Origin of the sequence: Pseudomonas entomophila L48 (genome assembly GCF_000026105.1) — a bacterium.
Taxonomy (GTDB): Bacteria; Pseudomonadota; Gammaproteobacteria; order Pseudomonadales; family Pseudomonadaceae; genus Aquipseudomonas; species Aquipseudomonas entomophila.
The window spans coordinates 559,119-576,689 of sequence record NC_008027.1 but is presented as its reverse complement, the minus strand read 5'-3'; the positions used below and the strand labels follow the sequence as shown (position 1 = coordinate 576,689).

Annotated in this window: 19 protein-coding genes; 1 reads left to right on the top strand and 18 read right to left on the bottom strand. The window is 58.2% G+C overall.

Annotation, left to right across the window (positions count from 1 at the left end):
• The first annotated feature begins 229 nt into the window (after positions 1-229).
• A complete protein-coding gene (locus tag PSEEN_RS02615; RefSeq protein WP_011531939.1) occupies positions 230-442 on the top strand; it encodes a hypothetical protein in 213 nt (70 codons plus the stop codon).
• A gap of 119 nt (positions 443-561) precedes the next feature.
• Here the strand turns inward: PSEEN_RS02615 and PSEEN_RS02610 are convergent, their stop codons facing one another.
• The 18 genes from PSEEN_RS02610 to PSEEN_RS02520 form a co-directional block, all read right to left on the bottom strand.
• Positions 562-825: a PAAR domain-containing protein gene (locus PSEEN_RS02610; RefSeq protein WP_011531938.1), complete on the bottom strand. Its 264-nt coding sequence runs from the start codon at positions 823-825 to the stop codon at positions 562-564.
• Between the two features lie 112 nt (positions 826-937).
• Positions 938-1,591, bottom strand: a complete 654-nt coding sequence (locus PSEEN_RS02605; protein ID WP_231845290.1) for a DUF2625 family protein — start codon at positions 1,589-1,591, stop codon at positions 938-940.
• A gap of 73 nt (positions 1,592-1,664) precedes the next feature.
• Positions 1,665-2,117, bottom strand: coding sequence for a hypothetical protein (locus PSEEN_RS02600; protein WP_011531936.1), 453 nt, complete (start codon positions 2,115-2,117; stop codon positions 1,665-1,667).
• 32 nt (positions 2,118-2,149) lie between these two features.
• Entirely contained in the window at positions 2,150-2,581 is a 432-nt protein-coding gene (locus PSEEN_RS02595; RefSeq protein WP_011531935.1) for a DUF4265 domain-containing protein, read from the bottom strand.
• 5 nt (positions 2,582-2,586) lie between these two features.
• Complete coding sequence (locus PSEEN_RS02590; protein ID WP_044487602.1) at positions 2,587-2,952, bottom strand: hypothetical protein; 366 nt, start codon at positions 2,950-2,952, stop codon at positions 2,587-2,589.
• A gap of 74 nt (positions 2,953-3,026) precedes the next feature.
• Entirely contained in the window at positions 3,027-3,419 is a 393-nt protein-coding gene (locus PSEEN_RS02585) for a DUF2750 domain-containing protein (RefSeq protein WP_044487600.1), read from the bottom strand.
• Positions 3,416-3,937: a DUF4265 domain-containing protein gene (locus PSEEN_RS02580; RefSeq protein ID WP_011531932.1), complete on the bottom strand. Its 522-nt coding sequence runs from the start codon at positions 3,935-3,937 to the stop codon at positions 3,416-3,418. The genes PSEEN_RS02585 and PSEEN_RS02580 overlap by 4 nt, the downstream gene beginning before the upstream one ends.
• Positions 3,938-3,942: 5 nt before the next feature.
• Positions 3,943-4,716, bottom strand: a complete 774-nt coding sequence (locus PSEEN_RS25760) for a hypothetical protein (protein ID WP_011531931.1) — start codon at positions 4,714-4,716, stop codon at positions 3,943-3,945.
• Positions 4,717-5,109: 393 nt separating this feature from the next.
• Positions 5,110-5,484 (bottom strand): hypothetical protein, encoded by a 375-nt coding sequence (locus tag PSEEN_RS02565; protein WP_011531929.1) that lies wholly within the window; start codon positions 5,482-5,484, stop codon positions 5,110-5,112.
• Positions 5,485-5,734: 250 nt separating this feature from the next.
• Complete coding sequence (locus tag PSEEN_RS02560; protein WP_011531928.1) at positions 5,735-6,163, bottom strand: NTF2 fold immunity protein; 429 nt, start codon at positions 6,161-6,163, stop codon at positions 5,735-5,737.
• 12 nt (positions 6,164-6,175) lie between these two features.
• Positions 6,176-6,385 (bottom strand): hypothetical protein, encoded by a 210-nt coding sequence (locus PSEEN_RS02555; RefSeq protein WP_044487596.1) that lies wholly within the window; start codon positions 6,383-6,385, stop codon positions 6,176-6,178.
• Between the two features lie 303 nt (positions 6,386-6,688).
• Complete coding sequence (locus tag PSEEN_RS02550; protein WP_011531927.1) at positions 6,689-7,033, bottom strand: immunity protein Imm33 domain-containing protein; 345 nt, start codon at positions 7,031-7,033, stop codon at positions 6,689-6,691.
• Positions 7,034-7,151: 118 nt separating this feature from the next.
• A complete protein-coding gene (locus tag PSEEN_RS02545) occupies positions 7,152-7,634 on the bottom strand; it encodes a DUF4265 domain-containing protein (protein WP_011531926.1) in 483 nt (160 codons plus the stop codon).
• A gap of 461 nt (positions 7,635-8,095) precedes the next feature.
• A complete protein-coding gene (locus tag PSEEN_RS02540) occupies positions 8,096-8,611 on the bottom strand; it encodes a hypothetical protein (protein WP_044487594.1) in 516 nt (171 codons plus the stop codon).
• A 126-nt stretch (positions 8,612-8,737) separates the two neighbouring features.
• Positions 8,738-9,319, bottom strand: coding sequence for a hypothetical protein (locus PSEEN_RS26900; RefSeq protein ID WP_011531924.1), 582 nt, complete (start codon positions 9,317-9,319; stop codon positions 8,738-8,740).
• 152 nt (positions 9,320-9,471) lie between these two features.
• Positions 9,472-9,855 carry an Imm10 family immunity protein gene (locus tag PSEEN_RS02530; RefSeq protein ID WP_011531923.1) on the bottom strand — a complete coding sequence of 128 codons (384 nt, stop codon included), beginning with the start codon at positions 9,853-9,855 and terminating at the stop codon, positions 9,472-9,474.
• A gap of 2 nt (positions 9,856-9,857) precedes the next feature.
• Complete coding sequence (locus tag PSEEN_RS02525) at positions 9,858-14,540, bottom strand: RHS repeat-associated core domain-containing protein (protein WP_011531922.1); 4,683 nt, start codon at positions 14,538-14,540, stop codon at positions 9,858-9,860.
• Positions 14,537-17,557 (bottom strand): type VI secretion system Vgr family protein, encoded by a 3,021-nt coding sequence (locus PSEEN_RS02520; protein WP_011531921.1) that lies wholly within the window; start codon positions 17,555-17,557, stop codon positions 14,537-14,539. Before PSEEN_RS02520 ends, PSEEN_RS02525 begins: the two co-directional genes overlap by 4 nt.
• Positions 17,558-17,571 lie beyond the last annotated feature (14 nt).

Genomic DNA, 17,571 nt, shown 5'->3' with positions numbered 1-17,571 from the left:
CGGTGGCGGCAGGCAGACGCCGCCAACGGTTAAGACTAGTCAAGAAATCGGGAAGTGGGATGACCTGGATCAAGGAACGAGAACGTTCAGTGCTGGCCAGCGCCATACAGCGGCTTGCCAGGTGGCGGGGTTACAAAATCACAGGAACGAACGGCAACCGATTGCGCTTAGAATCGTGGCGCCGTGAAAGCGGCGTACCCATCACTTGATCCATCAATGAGCACGAAGCATGGATGCCACCGAGGCAATGAGAGTCGTCATCATCTTGAGCGTGATGCTACTCGGCTTCACCTTGACAAAGTGCACGTTGCACTTACTCAAAGTGCAGCTATCAAAGTTCATGGAAATGCAACTGACAATCACGCTACCCACCCTTGTTGCAGCGTATACCTCCGACCGTTGGTCGTACGCCGCTGCTGCTCTTTCAGGATGGGTCGACTAACCGCACGAGCATCAAGCGGTGCAGGAGGCTCCGCATGGGAGCCGCTTGCACGCGAATGTGAGGGTGAGTCCTGCGGCGCACTCTGGGGTAAACCCGCAGCCACAGGGCACGGGCCAACCTCAGCTGGCCACACCACTCTTCGGCCCACTGGCAATCAACGCCGCGCCGCAAGCGGTCTTGTGCCCATCGAGGGCCACCGGCGTGCCGTCGACGTTATAGGTGGCGCTGCCCTCGACAATCGGGAACACGCCCTTGCACAGCGGGCAACTGACCATGTGCCCGACACCGGCGATGGGCTTGCCGTTGACGTTGGTATTGCCGAAGGAGCCAAGCACCTTGCCACCATGGGTGGTGGAATCGCCAAGGCGGATGATGTCTTTCATGGGGTGAACTCCGTGTCAGAGGGGAGGCGTCGCTGCCGATGGTGAAAGCCTAACATAGCGCGGTGGATCGCAGGCCATAGGCCATCAATCCGTTTGGCATCCCGAGGGGCCATCAGGAGACCGTGAGTTTCACCACGGTGCCAGCGGCCATCCCCTTCATCTGTTGTGCGATGTAGCCCCGGTAACGCATACCCTCGATGGCATCGCCCGTGCGCAGGTTCTCCACCGCGAATGCACCGCCGAAGGCAAACCCCGTGATGGGCAGCAACCGCTGGCCCTGGGCCAAGGGACCGTGCAGCGCTTGCCAGGCATTCGCCAGGGGCCATCCAGTCAGGAACTTGTAGTCGGCGAGGATTTCCGCGGCCCAGCCCTCCAGGTCATCGGCCAGGTATTCGAACTTACCGGTCTCCGGCTCGAACGTGTGCACCTGGCCCTGGCGCAGGCAGAACTGCACGCCGAACACGTCTTCGGCGAAGAACAGCACTGGCGCTTCTTCCAGCTCGGGAAATTCGAAGCGCCACAGTTCCGGGGCATTCCACTGCTGCAGGCTGGATTCGCTACCCGGCGCGGTCGCTCCTGTGGCAAACACATGCAACGCGCTTTCAAACGCGTAGAAACCATTGCGCCGCAACAGCAGGCTTTCCAACTCATCGGCCCTCGTGCCCGCCAAGTCCCGGCTCCGTGCATCGAGCGTGTCGGGCAAGGCCAGGGGCTCGCCTGAGATCGACAACAGTTTTTCCAGGCGGGACATCTGCGTATCCGTCAATTCAACGCTCCTTTGTTGTGCAGCCTCAGCGTCTGCATCCTTGTAAACCTGTCATTCATTAAACAATGCCCCCTCACAAGCCATATCTGGGCAGAAGCACTTCGGCTTGTGGATATTCCTCGAGAAAGCCATCGCTGCGCAGGAAGGCATGCAGTACATCACCTTTTGCCACCTGCTCCAGCAGTGCAGCCGCGCCGCTATCATCATTGCTGTTGAAAAGCCGCCCTAACAGAATCAGCGGCCATTCGCGCTCGCTGGAAGCCTCCATCAGCGCTTCGAAACCGGCGGCAAGCCGCGCTGCATATCGCTGGGGTGGTGCCTGGTCGAGCACGCGCATCACTGATTCCTGCACACCATGGTCGTGCGCATTGCCAAAGGTCCCCAGCAGCACATCGATGACGTCATCGCTTAGGCAGTGCGTTACCGCCTCCACCATCGCGAGAAACATCTGGCAGTCTGCCTGGTTTTCGTAACGGTCGAGTAACTCAAGTTGTATTTTCCATTGCTCGAAGATTGCCTGGTCCAACCGCTCTTTCCCTCCTCATTGCCGTCAGCCGTTCATTGCCGGATCAGTCCGTACTCGTAGTCCAGCCATTCACGTTCGGCCAACGGGTCAAGCCGCTCGACCACAGCATCGAAGCTTACCGTCGCGGGCACGTTGATCGAGAAGAACCGTTTGTTCAGCCCCTCCCAGCCACAGCCCATGTTCTCCAACCCCTTCAGCACCGTCTCGATGGCAGGCACCCCTTGATCGAAGAAGATGATGCGTAGCGTGCTGTTGCCGGAGTCCTGTTCTACTCGTTGGAATAGCCATTCGCCATCCATTCCCCTTATTGCACTGACCCGATCCTCAAGGCAGGCGTCCCGGCTGTAGAAGGGAATGTTGTCGACCCGGAACGTGCCGTCATCCAACGGCTGTGCCCATACCCCTTCGCTGGAGACAGGCGGATAGTCGTCGACGATGACCAATGGGAAATGAATTTTCTGCATAGACCCTAAGCCCCGATGTACTTGAAGTGCAGTTCGCAGTGATCGCCTTGGAACGAAAAGCCCAGATGCAGAACCGCTTCCCCCGGCTCATCGTTCACCAGCAAAACGCATTCGGCGCCCAACATACCGTCATCCATGTCGAAGAAGTCGATCAAAGGCCGACGGCCCGGTAAACACTGCCGGTGGTTTTCCAGGGACGCAATGGAAAGAACTTGAGAGGGGGCGTAATACGCTTGCACGCACTCGAGCAACTCCTCGACCACCGCGAAGCCAAGCCCGAATTCATCGGCAAGCGCAGCACCATCCCGTTTGGAGAGCAACTGCACAAAATGCTTCAAGTAGGGGTAAGCCGCTTGTTCCCTGCTGCTCAAACGTAGAACTCCTTGTTCGTATCAGGACTTCGTGACGGGTCGTCACGCACTGTCCACGCTTCAATCGTCGTGTCTCAATCCATCACCTGCCAGAGTGCCCTTGCCAGGTCATCCGCCGTCATGACCAACCCTTGGCACTGTGGCACTGGAAAGACCTGGCACACGCGTCGGTCGGCCTGCATCCCGGGGAGCCACTTCACCAGGAAATCACCCAGCGGGATGCTTCGCGCCTCGTAACCGGACCACTCCGCCGTTGCACAGCTCATCGCCAGTGCCGCTTCCGGCCAGAAGGGAACAGCCTCGCCATCGGCGAATCCCGAGGTTGCCCAACCGTTGTCATGCAGCCCCCAGACTTCTTCAAAGTCCGAAACCTTATGCAGGAAGTAGTCGAGCCTGTCGTCACGGCTCATAGCCTGGAGGTTTTGAAGTTTGTTGGGATGCAAGGCAATGGGTCTCTTCAGGTTCATTTGGCGACAATGTCCGCCAACGTGGGAAGGCTCAGGCATTCCAGCACACGCTCCCGGTCTATGCCCGGATGTTGCAGGCAGGCATCCTCGTACTCGACTTCGCCATCCTCCACAGCGCCGCTGAGATAGTCATCGATTGCCGCGAACGCCACGTCAGGCGGGATATCGACGGCAAACAACGAGCACTTCGAGCTGACCGAGCAAACACCCCCTCTTCGCGTAATCTCCCGCACCACCTTGGCCTTTCTGGCATCGCCTTCGGCATAGACACGCAGGGTCGAGTGCCCACCTTGGCGCACGACACACTTGGCGATAAGTTCGCCGTCGCGCGCCACGGCCGTGACGACGTCACCCTTGCTGGCGCCATAGACATACCAGGGCGTGTTATCCAAGCGGTACTCGCTCGGCCCCAGCCGAATACCCCAGATGGCCTCACTGGCGACTGGCGGATAGTCATCTTCATCAGGGACCAGTTCGAAAACCAGCTTGCGCAGTTCGCTGGGAGAATGTGGAGCCATGGCCGTCAATCCTCACACGGTTGCGATGCAAACTTGGCCTTGATCCGCTCATCCCAGGTGCCGATATCCGCCTCGCTCCAGAATCGCTGTGCCGCCAGTTTGCGCCTGGCCTTCTCAAGTTCACCACCACCGAACACAAGCGCGAACCGGTCACACAGCATCCGCCTGATTTCACTCAACCGGCACACCATCTGGCTGGTCTCGACGAATTTCGCCGTCTCCACACGATAGGCGTGTTCGTCTTCTGGGGTCACTTCATCCCGGACGTAGTAGTACAACCCGATGTTTCTCAGAGAGATCAGCAAGAATTCCAGCACTTCATGCACAGCCAACGCTTCATGATACTCAAGTACCAGGCCGGTCTTGCGTTGGCGCTTCGGAGTGGCCGGCGCCATTTCAGCAAACCCGAGAGCGAATTGTCGGCTCTGCCAGCGCTCGAATGAAGACGGCATCTCCGTCTCGCAGAACCCTGGACGTTCCCAGACGATCACGGGTTCCAACGCTCGCTCCAGGTCGCTCATGTCATCGTCGTCGAGCGTGTGGTCGAACAACCTGCTGATGAGCGAACGCATACTGGCCAGACGCGCGGTGACATTCTCTGCGTCGATGAAACCCGTCAGCTCCGTACAGTACTCATTGCAGGTGGCATAGCTTTTTTCACCACTGGCCATGTAGTGCTGGCTCAGATTATCGAGCGATACCACGATGAACTCCGCTTCCTGCAAGAGGCTGACTGCATCCTTCCGTCTTAGAACGAACGCTTCGTTCTCGCTTCTCACTTGACACTCCTTGCACAACGAGAAATTTCATTATTTTACTTAAAAATCAATAAATTAGAGTTGCAGTACCCCTCAACGATATCCATCAACTCCAAAATTGAATCTTCATCGCAAGTCACCCTGAGTGATTCAAGACACGAAAGCATTTCGTCTTTCGTCATGCCTCGCGTCTTGAAGTCAACAAGTATCAACCTCAAACGCCAGAGCTCGAAACTAGCTTCCAATTGGTTCGATAGTGCACTGGCCAACTCTCCTTCCATGAATGCTCTCCAGACTGTCTCCACGCTCACCGCTACACTACTCACCAGGCCGGCAAATGCAAGCCTTTACACCTTCAACTTCAACTTCAACTTCAACTTCAACTTCAACTTCAACGAAAACATTGAAAATTACTCAGACTGCGCAAAGCGTGGAAATCCCTTCATTGACAATAAAGACTTCATCATCCAATACGTTCAAGACAACGCAAAAATTATGCGTAGACTGAACATAGACAAAATCCCCTTCACCGCAAAGCATGACCTGCCCGCTCTCCAGCGATAACTTGTTGTTCACCTGCACGTTCGACCAGACATCGTCACCGCCAAGCAACTCGACAAGCGTAGCCTTGCCTTCAAATAGAATTCCAAACTCTCTGCCAAAAGTACCCGTGAGCTTATCGTTCTCGACAGAGTCAATATCTATAAACCTCACAGCGGCCGCACCGCAATAGACAACATCCAAACCTATCAGCTGGCCAGAAGCCCATCTAAGTTGAAGTTCTCTCATTCTACTCCAACACCTCATTCATTGATCTGGCTGGGGTTCACTTACTACCGGCATCACAATAAATACCCGTTAGGTAGTGCAGGTGTTTCCATACAAGATCCACACAACCCGCACTGACAACGGCGTGGCGTTCACTGAGCCGCCTCGGTATCCCAACGGCGCGACCAATAGCTTCGGAGGACACATTATTTTCGAAAAACCCAGAGCGATTCACTATCAATCCGCTCCCCCTCATTCCGGGACCGTACACCTAGACTGAAGATCTACGCGCCCACCCCACTTGTTCACCGCGGAATATATATAGCTCATTCAACCTGGGCCCTTCTGGAGATTCAACAAACACATATTTTAACCGTTGTTTCAACCCTTTATCACGAAGAGTTTCAACACTCATCCCCTTGCCCTCAGGGGTCAATGTATCCGCAAGAATTTCTTGCTCATACTCGGGCGGCCGACCGGTCCCAAGGGCATCCATCTTTGCTTTACCCAAACCTGCAACCGCACGTTCAGTAAGAAATTTATCGAAGATCGCGGCCAGTTCTTTTCTCGCCCCCTTGTTGATCTGATCACGACTATCTGAGTTTTCCTTGTAATCCGAGCTTCGCTTTTTGGAGTTCAGTGAAACCTCCCAAGCCAGCATGGCCTCAAGAAAGCCCTTCAACGTGTCTACTGCCGACATGTAAATTCCTCACTAACATGGACAATCGGCCAAAGCCATGATGTTGCCCACCACCAGCAGCGCGCCGGCCACGGTCTCGATCCGTTCGAGGGTGACGTAGCCAGCGCTGAGCGATTGCAGCCAGGCGTCGAAGACGGCGGCGCCACGGCCGACATCCTTGGCGTCGATGGTGTTGAGCGGGGCGACGGCAACCTGGGGCTTGCGTTGTTTGGCATCGGTCATGCCAGCATCTCGACGTTCAAGCGTTGATGGCATTCCCGATAACACGACAATCCTGCCGAGTGCTCAGACGAAGAGATACGAAACTCAAAAAAGACGTGAATGACGCCTTGCTAGACGTTGTGCCATGACATCCTGTCCTCATGAACATAACTGGCCGCTCCTGCAACCGGTGCTTGCTCTGCTCAAATCCAACGCCAACCAATGGTTGACCACTCAGCGTTGAAGTCTTGCATACAAGGTAGAAATCGATCGTGGGCCGCTATTCACTGCCCACGACAGGTAGCACATCAGCTATCTGCGGGCTCACTCCTCGAACCAGACATCTTCGTAGCCTTCCCGGTCGATGATGAATTTGCTTCCCTCAGGCAGGTACAGATAGTTCACCACCTCGGGCAGTTCTTCGCGTAAGTGCCGCGTGTGGATGACCTGGTAGAAGTCATCCTCCTCAGAGTACTCACCGCAATAGAAGAACCAACTTACCGTGCCATCTTCCGGACACTCGATACGCACACCATAAATAGGGTTGTCCTTGAGCGTGCCCAAAGCAATCGCCACACGATCTTCCGGTGCCTTCGGCGATACCTCGTAGCGTTTGCATACTTCAGCCTGCTCGCGGCTTGGCGGGGCTTCGTGGTAGTTGTATATCATGGTGCTGCGGGCTTCCTATACCTGCGAGTAACACCGCAAGGGCGGTCACTGTCAAACCGCCCTGCAGCACGCCCACAGCGTGAAACCAATAATGGTGAGCTCACCCAAAAAGTATAAATTAACTATCCAACCACCAGTTCAACAACGTCTCGTCATCTTCGTCCTCGAAATTCTTGTAGATATTAGCGTAATACCACTGAATACCCGTCCTTTCGGTGAATCCGTCGAAGACTTCCTCAAGTCTGTCCATACCGTTTCGCGCGGGCACACTCAACGCCAAGTTCCCTTCGTGAACACCATCAAGTGTCCCCCCCAACAAAGCATTTACCTCACGCTCGAGGGAAGTGATGTCTTTATCGGGAATGTGGTCTGCATAGATCTGGATGCAAAAATTACCACCCCGCTTCAACACCTGGGCAGGCGTATTGGGATCGATGATCGAGACCAGGTCTCCCTTGGCCAGGTTCAGTGCCAGGCCTGGGGAGGACAACAGCTCATAGGTACTCGGCCCTTTCTGGAGAGCAGGGAGTTCCTCGTAGACAGGACCATCGTCGTCCGCCACGAACACCTTGATTAGTACGGTCTGTTCGCTATCGCCCATAAGGTGCTCCACAGCTTCCTCGTTCAACACATGACATTCCTTCTTTAACGTAACCACTGTTGCCTGCACTCAAGTTACATGAAGCCCCTTCCAGATCGGTGTTGACCGGCGCCAGGTTGCCCCTTTGGAGGTCGGTACGTTCTTATGGCCAAGGTGCATATCGTCCGGGTTGGTGGAGATGTGTCCACAACGCCAGCAAGTGTAGACCCCACCCGAGTTGGCCTTAGCCTTCTAAGCCGCTTGACCTTGTGGCGTGCCACCACTCTTCTTGCTCGCTTTCATATTCTAGGAAAAATGGAACAGATTTATTTTCTCTGGTCTTGGCAGAGACAATGCCACCAATCATCCACTGAAAGCATTTGTTCGAACACTCAACTACTACACTGAGCCGGAACTAAACAATAGGAACTATATCACTTAAAACACCCCATAGTTTAGCCACCCTACAACCGACTAGCACCTCAACGCTTCGACTCAATATTTGACCAGTCAAGCTGATTCTCGACCATTGCACGATCAGCACTTAACATTGATAGTTCGCCAGCGAAAACCGGGTCTTGCTTCAACGTATTTTCTTGAGCTGAGTCCAACACAATCGCCTGCATCCCTCCAAGCCTTACCAAGTGAACTTGGACTACGTAGAAATCATAAAAATCAATAATTGCCTCCTCCACACAACCCAAGCTTTCAGAATCGCCCTCTTTGAAATACTCAACGAGATCTGACAGGGCGTACAAATACATATTTAGCAAGATATTCTCGGTCGTAGCACCCTGCTCATCCACAACCGTGTTTCTCATTATTTTCTCAACACCTTTGAGCGTGACTTTTTCCCCTCCCGCAAGCCACCGCCATGCCTGATCAAGCAAACCAATAAAGACTGCAGGGACTACGACACCTTTACCCTCAAGGAGCACCGCAAGGCGATCAAACGACTTCAGAACAACATAAAGTCCAACTCGCTCGCCATTATTCATGTGCTCAACCTTTCCCAAGCTCGAGTGTCGCCATCCCAGCCATACAAGGTGGAACCGCAGCCAGTTCACGCAGGCATTTGGCTCGGTGCATCTGGTCCCAACCAAAACTACCAGCCGAAAGAATAATCAAGTTGTTTGAACTATAAATCGTCCCTCTACTCTCCCTTCACGCTCCCCAATCATTAAAACTCCAAGGCCACCCACCAATATTCCCTTATGAGAAGGAGCCGCCTTGTTCAAGCGAGAGCTATTGATTTGCAGAGCAAAGCTCAACCCCTCAGTATCCTCTTCATCTTGAAGCCAGCACGGAACTCCTCCAATTTTTGCAACCCCGTTTCCATCACTGTCTTCACCGGCATTCTCGACCACCATAATCAGCTTAGCAGGCGATATTTCCTCCCCCCCGCCACTTACAGCATGATCCCCTGGGGCATAAATCAAAACTTCGCCACCATCCTCCATGACCTCATCAATATAATCATCACTTGACTTCGAATAAGGCACAAATATAGAAACCAGATTCGATCCGGCCACCTTGGCATCGCTATGCTTTTCGATGAAGGAAAGCGGAAAACAAGCCAAATGTAGCTTGGGGTTTCCTTGACGATCCAACGGCCAACAAATGGACTCCGGCAGGTATGCACCGCCCCCAAGATAGGGGTTGCTCGGATCAATACCGCCATCCTCAAAAATCAACTCATCAAACATTCACCACCTCAATTTTATACCTCGGGAAAGTCGGACAAAAAATAGTCCACATCCCGCCTTGACTACCGACCCCGTGAAGCAGGTAGGCTTGAAGTGACTAAACAAGCGCTTGACAAAGAGCCAGCACCAGCTGACTCTTTTGCCGATTAATTTCAACGTCGAACGAGAGCCACCTCCCCCATGAATATTCCATCTAATGCCGCATAAATATCATCCCTCCCTACTACAGAGTTTGAAATATCTATCTGCACGGCATTCAGCGGCTTTACCCAATCACAGGCCTTCAAGAAACTCAAAACAATTTTATCTGAAAAAACTTCGACTTTCTCTATACCACCATAACCAGCGACACCGGGTTCACCCATCTCGACATAGTAAGTATCTTGTTCGAGATCTTCGTCCTGCTCATCAACCTCATCGGCTCGTTGAAGAATAATGAACTCCGAAGGTTCATCATGACTATCCGCAAATCCGACTGTTAGAACGTCATCCTCGCTGGACGCATCAAAATAGGTCGCCGTAAATCTTTTATTCATACTTATCTCCGTCTCCGCTTCTGCCCAGCGGTCCAAGTCTTGGTTTCGCCATTCTCAGGCCAAGTATATTGAATTTTCGCCCCAGTTTCAGTTGACGCCCTATTCATTTTGCCTTTGCAAGAAGGGCAGGGAGGGTACTGACCATCAATAACCATTACGTCCCCCTGCTGAAGCGGGATCTGTTTTACCGCTCTAGCTTCGGTGTGAGTGGCTAAGGAGCTTCGTGGGAAGCCTAAAGCACGCTCTTCCTCTGTCATGTTCCCACTGTGCAAAATACATGACACAACAGTGTGTTCACCGTCCGAATCATGCACATTCACAACCGCAGTATGAACACCTTTGCCACTTCCAAATTTGTTCAACCCGAGCGGGTCAATCCACCAGATAGGATTTGGCGCATAGGCAAACAAGTTCGTCCCACCAGCGTAGCTGATCGGATCCTGACTGATGAACCGCCCTGCCCTCGAATCATAGTACCGATAGCGGTTGTAATGCAGCGCAGTCTCGTGATCGTGGTACTGACCCTGGAAGCGGATCGGGTTGTTCAGGCCGACCTGCTTGGCCCATTCGGAACGGGTTTCCTTGATCTCACCCCATGCCTTGTACTGCGCCGTCCACGCCACTTCACCATGGTGGTCGGTCAGCTCCATCGGCGTACCAAGGTGGTCGCACTGGTACCAGGCAATCGCGTCAACTGGCTGCGGTTTGACCTCGTGCTGCCACAGCGGGTCCTGATCGAAATCGTATTCCCGGTCGCTCCAGTCCGGTTGGCGTAGCAAGCGGATCGGCTGCTTGCGCAGCGCCTGGGCAACCGGCACGAAACTGCCCGGCTCGTACAGGTAATGCACGGTGCGCCCGGTTTCACCCTCGTCCTGCGGTGGCGAGCTTTCCCAAGCCAGGTTATCGCCATCCCAACCGTACAAGGTGTAGCCACAGCCCAGTTCGCGCTGGCGCTTGGCCCGCTGCATCTGGTTCCAGCCACTGCCGGCCCGCGGATCATCCTGATGGTGCGCGGTGGAGTGCTTGTGCAGACGGCGGCCCAAGGCATCGTAGCTGTACACTACCGTGAGCTTGTCATCGTCAAAACGCGTCAGGCGGTCGAACAGGTCCCAGCTCAGGCGAGCCTGCTCGCCATTGTGCAGGCGATGGATCAGGTTGCCGCGTTCGTCGTATTGGTAGTGGGTCCCGGCGTATTCACGCAGCAGGTTGTCCATCAGCTTGTTACGGCGCGGGTCGCTTTCCAGTGGACGATTGAGTTCCTGGGTCTTGTCATCCAGCAGGTTGCCGGCCGGGTCGAAAGCAAAGGTCTCCACGCCAAGGCGGCTGGTGGCTTGCAGCAAGCGGCCAACGGGATCGTACTGATAGGCCAGGTGGCCACGGCGGGTGTCGTGGATATCGGTCAGCTGGCCGACGGCATCGTATTGATACTGGCGTTTGAGCAGGGTCGACTGGCCATCGTGGCTGCCCAACAGTTGCTCCTGAAGCCGCCCCGCCAGATCCCACGCCTGGGTTTGCATCAACTGGTTGCCCTGATGACGCACCACTTCACGGTGCAGGTCATCGCGCTCGTAGGCCAGCAATTCATGCTGGTCGAGGGTCATGCCCAGCACGTGGCCGCTGCCGTAGGTGAGCACGCTGACCTTGTGCCCATCCGGGCGAACGGTCGCGACACGGTTGTTGAGCACGTCGTACTCGTGCTGCCACACCGCAACCATCGGCACCTCGGTACCGAGGTAGTACTGGTGCTCGCGGGTCAGATTACCGGCTTCATCATGGAACCATTGCAGCTTGCTGGCCGCGTTGATCGCCTGGATCAGGTTGCCGTTGCCGTCGTAGGCGAAGGTTTCTTCCTGGCGCTGGTCCCCCAGGCTGGCCACACGAGAAGCGAGCCGGCCCACCGGATCGAAGGTGATATCGATACGGCGCTGGCCGACTTGGGTGCTCGCCAGCCGGCCCGTATCAGGATCGTACTGATAACGGGTTACCAACCCATCGAAACCTTGCTCTTGCAGCAAGCGCCCGATTGGATCGTAGAGGAAATTGGCCTTGCTCTCGTTCTCGTTCTCCAGCCCAATCAGGCGACCGAGCTTGTCCCAGCGGTAACGCAAGGTGTGTTCGGCCGCATCCACGCGTTCGGCGAGTAGGCCCACGGCGTTGTAGGTCCAGGTGGTGCAACGGTCCAGTGCGTCGGCATGCGCCAGCAGACGGCCTTCAGCATCGCGTTCGAAACGCTCTTCGGTATTGTCCGGGTGAATGACTTTTGCGAGCTGGCCAGTCTTGTATTCATAAACCGTCTTGCTGCCCGCCGCATCGATGAACTGGGTCAGATAGCCGAAGTCGTCGTATTCCCACTGGCTGGTCTTGCCCGAACAGTCGGTGTACTCGATCAGCTGATCCGCCGCGTTGTACGCCAGCTTTTTCTCGTTGCCGTTGGCGTCCTTGATCGCCTTCACCAGCCCGGAAGGCGTGTAAGCGAACTCGGTTTTATTGCCCAGTGGGTCGACGGTCTCGACCAGGTTGCCCTTCTGGTCGTAGTCCCGCAGCCACAGGCCGCCTTCGGCGTCGCGGATCTTGATCAGGTGACGGCGGTCATCGTAGGCAAAGTGCGTCTGGGTATGGTCCGCGCGGATATGGCGGATGATGCTGCCTTGCTCGTCGTAGTCATAGCGGTCTTCGCTGCCATCCGGGTGAACGTGGCGCAGCAACTTCTTGCGCTCATCGCGGAACAACCATTCCGAGCGTTCGTCGGGGTAACGGACGCGATAGAGGTGGCCCTGGATGTCGTAGTAGTACCAGGTCTCCTGGCCGTGGGCGTCGGTGACGTAGGTGAGACGAATGTTCTCGTCCCACTCCAGGCGGGTGTCGTAACTCCCGTCATCGGCCCATTCGCGAATGGCCTTGGCGTCGAAGGCGCTGCCGTCCCACTGCAGGTTCATGCCCCTGCCGGTGCGGTCGGTGTAACGGGTCACCAGGTGGTTCTGGTACTGATAATGCCAGGCCGCGCCGTGCTCATCCTGAGCGGCGACCAGGTCACCCTGATCGTCGTAGTGGTAGGCACACAGCTGGCGCAGTGGTTGACCGTCACGCATTTCCCACAGGCCGGTTACATAGCCGTGCTCATCGATCAAGGTGCCAAGGTGGCGGTGGATCTGGCGCGGGTCATCCTGATAGGTAATGACGTCCGAGAGCACCGGCCGGCCATTGTGGCGGTGCTCGTAATGCAGCATGCAGCCGGCGCCACTGGCGAGAGTGATCTTCTGCAGGTAATAGCGTTCCTCAACCCGCAGGTAGTATTCCTTGCGCTCAAAGCCGCGGCAGATCACCAGTTCGTTTTCGCGGCTGCGAACCAGCAGCAGGTCCTCGATAGCATTGAACAGTGACTGCTCTACTTTAGGCAGTTCGAACGCATGGCTACGACCGTCGTGGTCATGGAACAGCAGGCCCTTGCCCACCACGTCGATACGGGTGGTGAACTCGGTGATCCAGCGCGCACCGAGGGTGCCTTGATCGTATTCGGCCAGGCGCGAGTGGTAGGTCCGCTCCCATTCGATGGGGAATGGTCCGGGCAGACTGAAATCGGTATGCAGGATGAATTCGGAGCCCAGCGAGAAACTGATGCTATGGCCTGTGCGTGCCTTGGGTTCGGGAGGGCAAGGCTTACGCTTGGGGCTGGCTGTTCCTTGCGCCTTGGCCTGCGAACCACTGACAGCCAACTCCCCTTTGCCCTTCTCCCGCTCCACCTGCGTGGTGGTCCCCGGCTTGCTCACCCCCGGCTGCCCGTTCTTGTTGCGCTTGCGAAAGCCCTTCACCGCCCCGCCCAGCACCGTCAGCATCCAGCCGATGCTCATCTGCGTGCCGGGGTCCGCCAGCTTGTTCAACTGCCGGGCCATCTCCGGCCCTAGTGCGCGCAACTGGCCGGTGTTGGCCAAGACTTTGGTCTTGATCTGATCCGGCAGCAGCTTGCTGGTGGCGCTGTTGGCCAGCCCTTTACCAGCAGCCTTGTAAGCGCTATGCACGGCACCTAAGAAGTTGCTGAACGCCGCCTTGGGGTCGTTGAGCAGCTTGTCGGCGGCGGCAGACGCCTGTTTGCCCGCCTTCGACATGTCGCCCTTGGCGTCTAGCTGGCTCAGGGCGACCTTCTCCAGCCCGGTGGCGATCTCGCTGGTCATCTTGGTGCCCAACGCACCGGCGTCGGCGAGAATGCCGGCGATCTTCGGCTGGGCCTGTTTGACGAAGTCGTCGATGGTCCCGGCGATGGTCGCGTTGAGGTGGCCGATCAGCACCTGGATCAGCGAATCACCCAGCAGCATCTTGGCGCTGTTGCGCAGCTCCTGGCGCACCAGGAACAGGGTCGGGCGCAGGCTCATGCGCGCCGCGGCCATGGTCGGCGGCGCCGGCAGCACGCCGATCAGGTTGATGCCCAGGCTCACCCAGTCGAGCAACTGGCGGTTCTTGCTCTTGACCAGGGTCACCACGTCGCCCAGGGCATCGACCAGGGCCATGATGTTGCCCACTACCGGCAGTGCGCCGGCCACGGTCTTGATCCGTTCGAGGGTGACGTAGCCGCCGCTGACCGACTGCAACCAGGCGTCGAAGGCGGCGGCGCCACGGCCGACGTCCTTAGCGTCGATGGTGTTGAGCGGGGCGACGGCAACCTGGGCTTCGCGTTTCTTGGCGTCGGTCATGCCAGCACCTCATGGTTCAGCTTGGCCGGGTTCACCGGAGCGCTGAGCTTGGGCAGGCTCGGCAGTTGCTTGAGGGCGCTGGCGGCCTTGAGCGTGGGCGCTGCACCGGGCACCACGTTGCTGGCCAGCTGGGCCATGGCGCCGGTGTCGCCGCCGACGGCGGCCTTGACCTGTTGCGCCTTCTGCAGCGCGGCCTGGCCGCTTTTCGCCAGTTGCATCCCCGTGCCGGCCAGGGCCTTGCCCTGTTCCAGCAGGCCGTTGCCGCCGGGGCCCATCAGGCCCTGGGCCATCGATTTTCCTTGTGCCATCGCGTTCTGCATCAGTCCCTTGCCCTTGTCCATGCCTTGCTGTGCCAGTGCCAGGCCCTTGCCCAGCAACCCCTCTGCGCCCTTGCCGCCGCTGAGTACCTCGCCAACCACGGCCTGCTGGCCGGGGGCGATGTCGGCGAAGCTGGGCTTGGGTGGCCAGTCGCCGGCGCCGAAGTGGCTGCCCTCGGCCCAGGTGTCGGCCGGGTCCAGGCCGAAGTCGACCCACAGCGGGCCGGCGGCGGCGCCGCTGGCCTGGTTGAAACCGTTGCCGTCGAGCTTGCCCTTGATCGATTTGCCCAGGGCGTCGATCACGTCGTAGTCACCGGTCTTCACGCCTTTGCTGTTGGCGTACTGGTACAGCAGCTCCAGGTCGCCCTTGCCGGGTTTCGGTGGTTCGGGGAAGGTGCCGGCCTTGCTGGCGGCGCCGATATGGGCGAACTGCGCGGCGTGGGCGGTGTAGTTGGCGCTGGTGACATGGGTGATGCCGCCGGCGTTGTAGGTGGTGGCGCTGCCGCCGCCCTGGATCACCAGCTCGGTCTTGGCGGTGAGCACGATGCGGTCGGCGTTGGCGGTGATGTCCAGCTTGGCCAGCAGGTTGATGTTGTCCTTGAGGGCGCGGATGTCGATGTCGCCGGAGGCCGACACCAGTTTCCAGCCCAGGCTCTGCACGAACAGGCGCATGCCCTGGCTGGCGCTGGCCAGCAGGCGCTTGCCGACGGACATGCTGGTGTGGCCGGTGCTGCTCAGGGCCAGATGCTCGCCGGTGGTGATGTGGTTGGGGCCGGGGGTGGTCAGGGCGATGCCGGCCGGGCTCGACAGCACCAGGTGCGGCTGGGCGAATTCGGGGAACTCGTTGGCGCTCTGGTTGACCGGGCCGCTGCCGAGGATACCCTGGTGCTGCTCGTGCAGGCGCTTGGCCACGGCATCCTGGTCGCCGGGTTCCTGGGCCTGCATCTGCTTGGCCAGTTCCGCCAGGCTGTCCTGCTGTTCGCTGGCGGTGGCCAGGCGTTCGGCGGTTTCCGGCAGGTCCTTGTGGTGCTTGGCTTCGTTGGCGCGGGGCTCGGTGGTGATCAGCAGGCCGCCGGCCGCGCGCACGGCGCCGTGGCGGTCGGTGCGCAGCTCAAAGCCTTCGCCACGGGGGGCGCCGCCCGACGGTCTGGGGTGCGTGAGGTAGCCCAGGTTCAGCGCACTGGCGCCGTGGTCGCTACGCAGGGCGATGCTGATTTCGCTGGTGGTGTCGTCGATGCGCAGTTCGTTGTTGCGGCTGCCCTTGTATTCCTTGCTCTTGATGGTGGCCAGGGTCTTCAGGTCGGGCAGCTTGTAGTGCGGCATGTTCACGCCGTGGTACAGGCAACCGGTCACCAGGGGCTGGTCGGGGTCACCTTCGAGGAAGCTGACCAGCACCTCCATGCCGACCCGGGGCAGCTGCAGGCTGGCGATGCCCTGCCCGGCCCAGCCGGAGGCCACGCGCATCCACACGCTGGACTTGTCATCGGAGCGGCCTTCGCGGTCCCAGAAGAACTGCACCTTGATGCGGCCGTACTCGTCGCAGTAGATCTCTTCACCGGCCGGGCCGCTGACCACGGCGCGCTGGGTGCCGAGGATGCGCGGCTTGGGGTGTTCGAGCGGCGGGCGGTAGGTGGCGTCCCACGGGGTGGCGCTGAAGAAATTGCGGTAGCCCTGCTGGAAGCCGTCGTACTTGGCGTCGACGTCGCTGGTGATGGCTTCTTCCAGCACCTGGGGCTGGCGGCCCTGGTGGTGCACGTCGGTGAGCAGCCAGAGGTCGTTCCAGGCGGCGTTGGGGTGCGCGCTCAGGGTCAGGAAATGCCCGCTGGCCAGCAACGGCTGGTCGCTGCGCCCTTCGGCCAGGCGGAAGTCGCTGCGGTGGCGCTCCAGGGCGCGGGTGGCCAGGTGCTTGCCGCGGGCGCGGTCGAGGAAGCGCCCGGGGTAGTCATAGTCTTCGAGCTCGGGCTCGGCGTGGCTGACCGACTCGCCTTCGAGCTGGATCAGCGGTTTCTTGAAGTCGTAGTCGCGGCGGGTGACGCTGCTGGTGCGGGTTTCCACGCGCAGGCCGAAGCGCTTGATCATCGGCGTGTCGGCCACCAGCCCGGCGTCCTGCTGGTAGGCCACCGGGGCCAGCTTGCGGAACACGGTCTGGTCGTCGCCGAACACCAGCTGGTGGCCCTCGGCGCTATGGCGGAAGTGGTAGTGGATGCCCTCTTCTTCGCACAGGCGCTGGACGAATTGCAGGTTGGACTCGTCGTACTGCACGCAGTACTCACGCTCCGGGTACACGGCGCCCAGCTGGAACTGGTAGGCGTTGGCGAGGATGCCGTGCTCTTCCAGTACCTGGGCGATGATCTTCGGCACGCTCAGTTGCTGGAACATGCGTTGGTTGATGCGGTGGGCCAGGTAGGCCAGCTGCGGGCGTAGCGTAACCTGGTAGCGGGTCAGGCGCTTGCCCGCCTCGCCTTGCGCGGCGCGGTAGATCAGGCCGTGCAGGCCGCGGCCGTCGTCGCCGAGCTGGAGGAACGCGGGCTTGTGCAGCAGGCTCTCCAGGTCCCGCGAGGGGTGCTCGCTGACCAGTTCCAGGTCGATGGCGTACACCTGGCTGATGGCTTCGCTGCCGTCGAAGGCGAGTACCTGGAAGTCGTGCTCCAGGCCGTCGATGTGCAAGCTGAAATGGGTCTGGTCGGCGGCGGCAAACATCCTTGTCCCTCTCC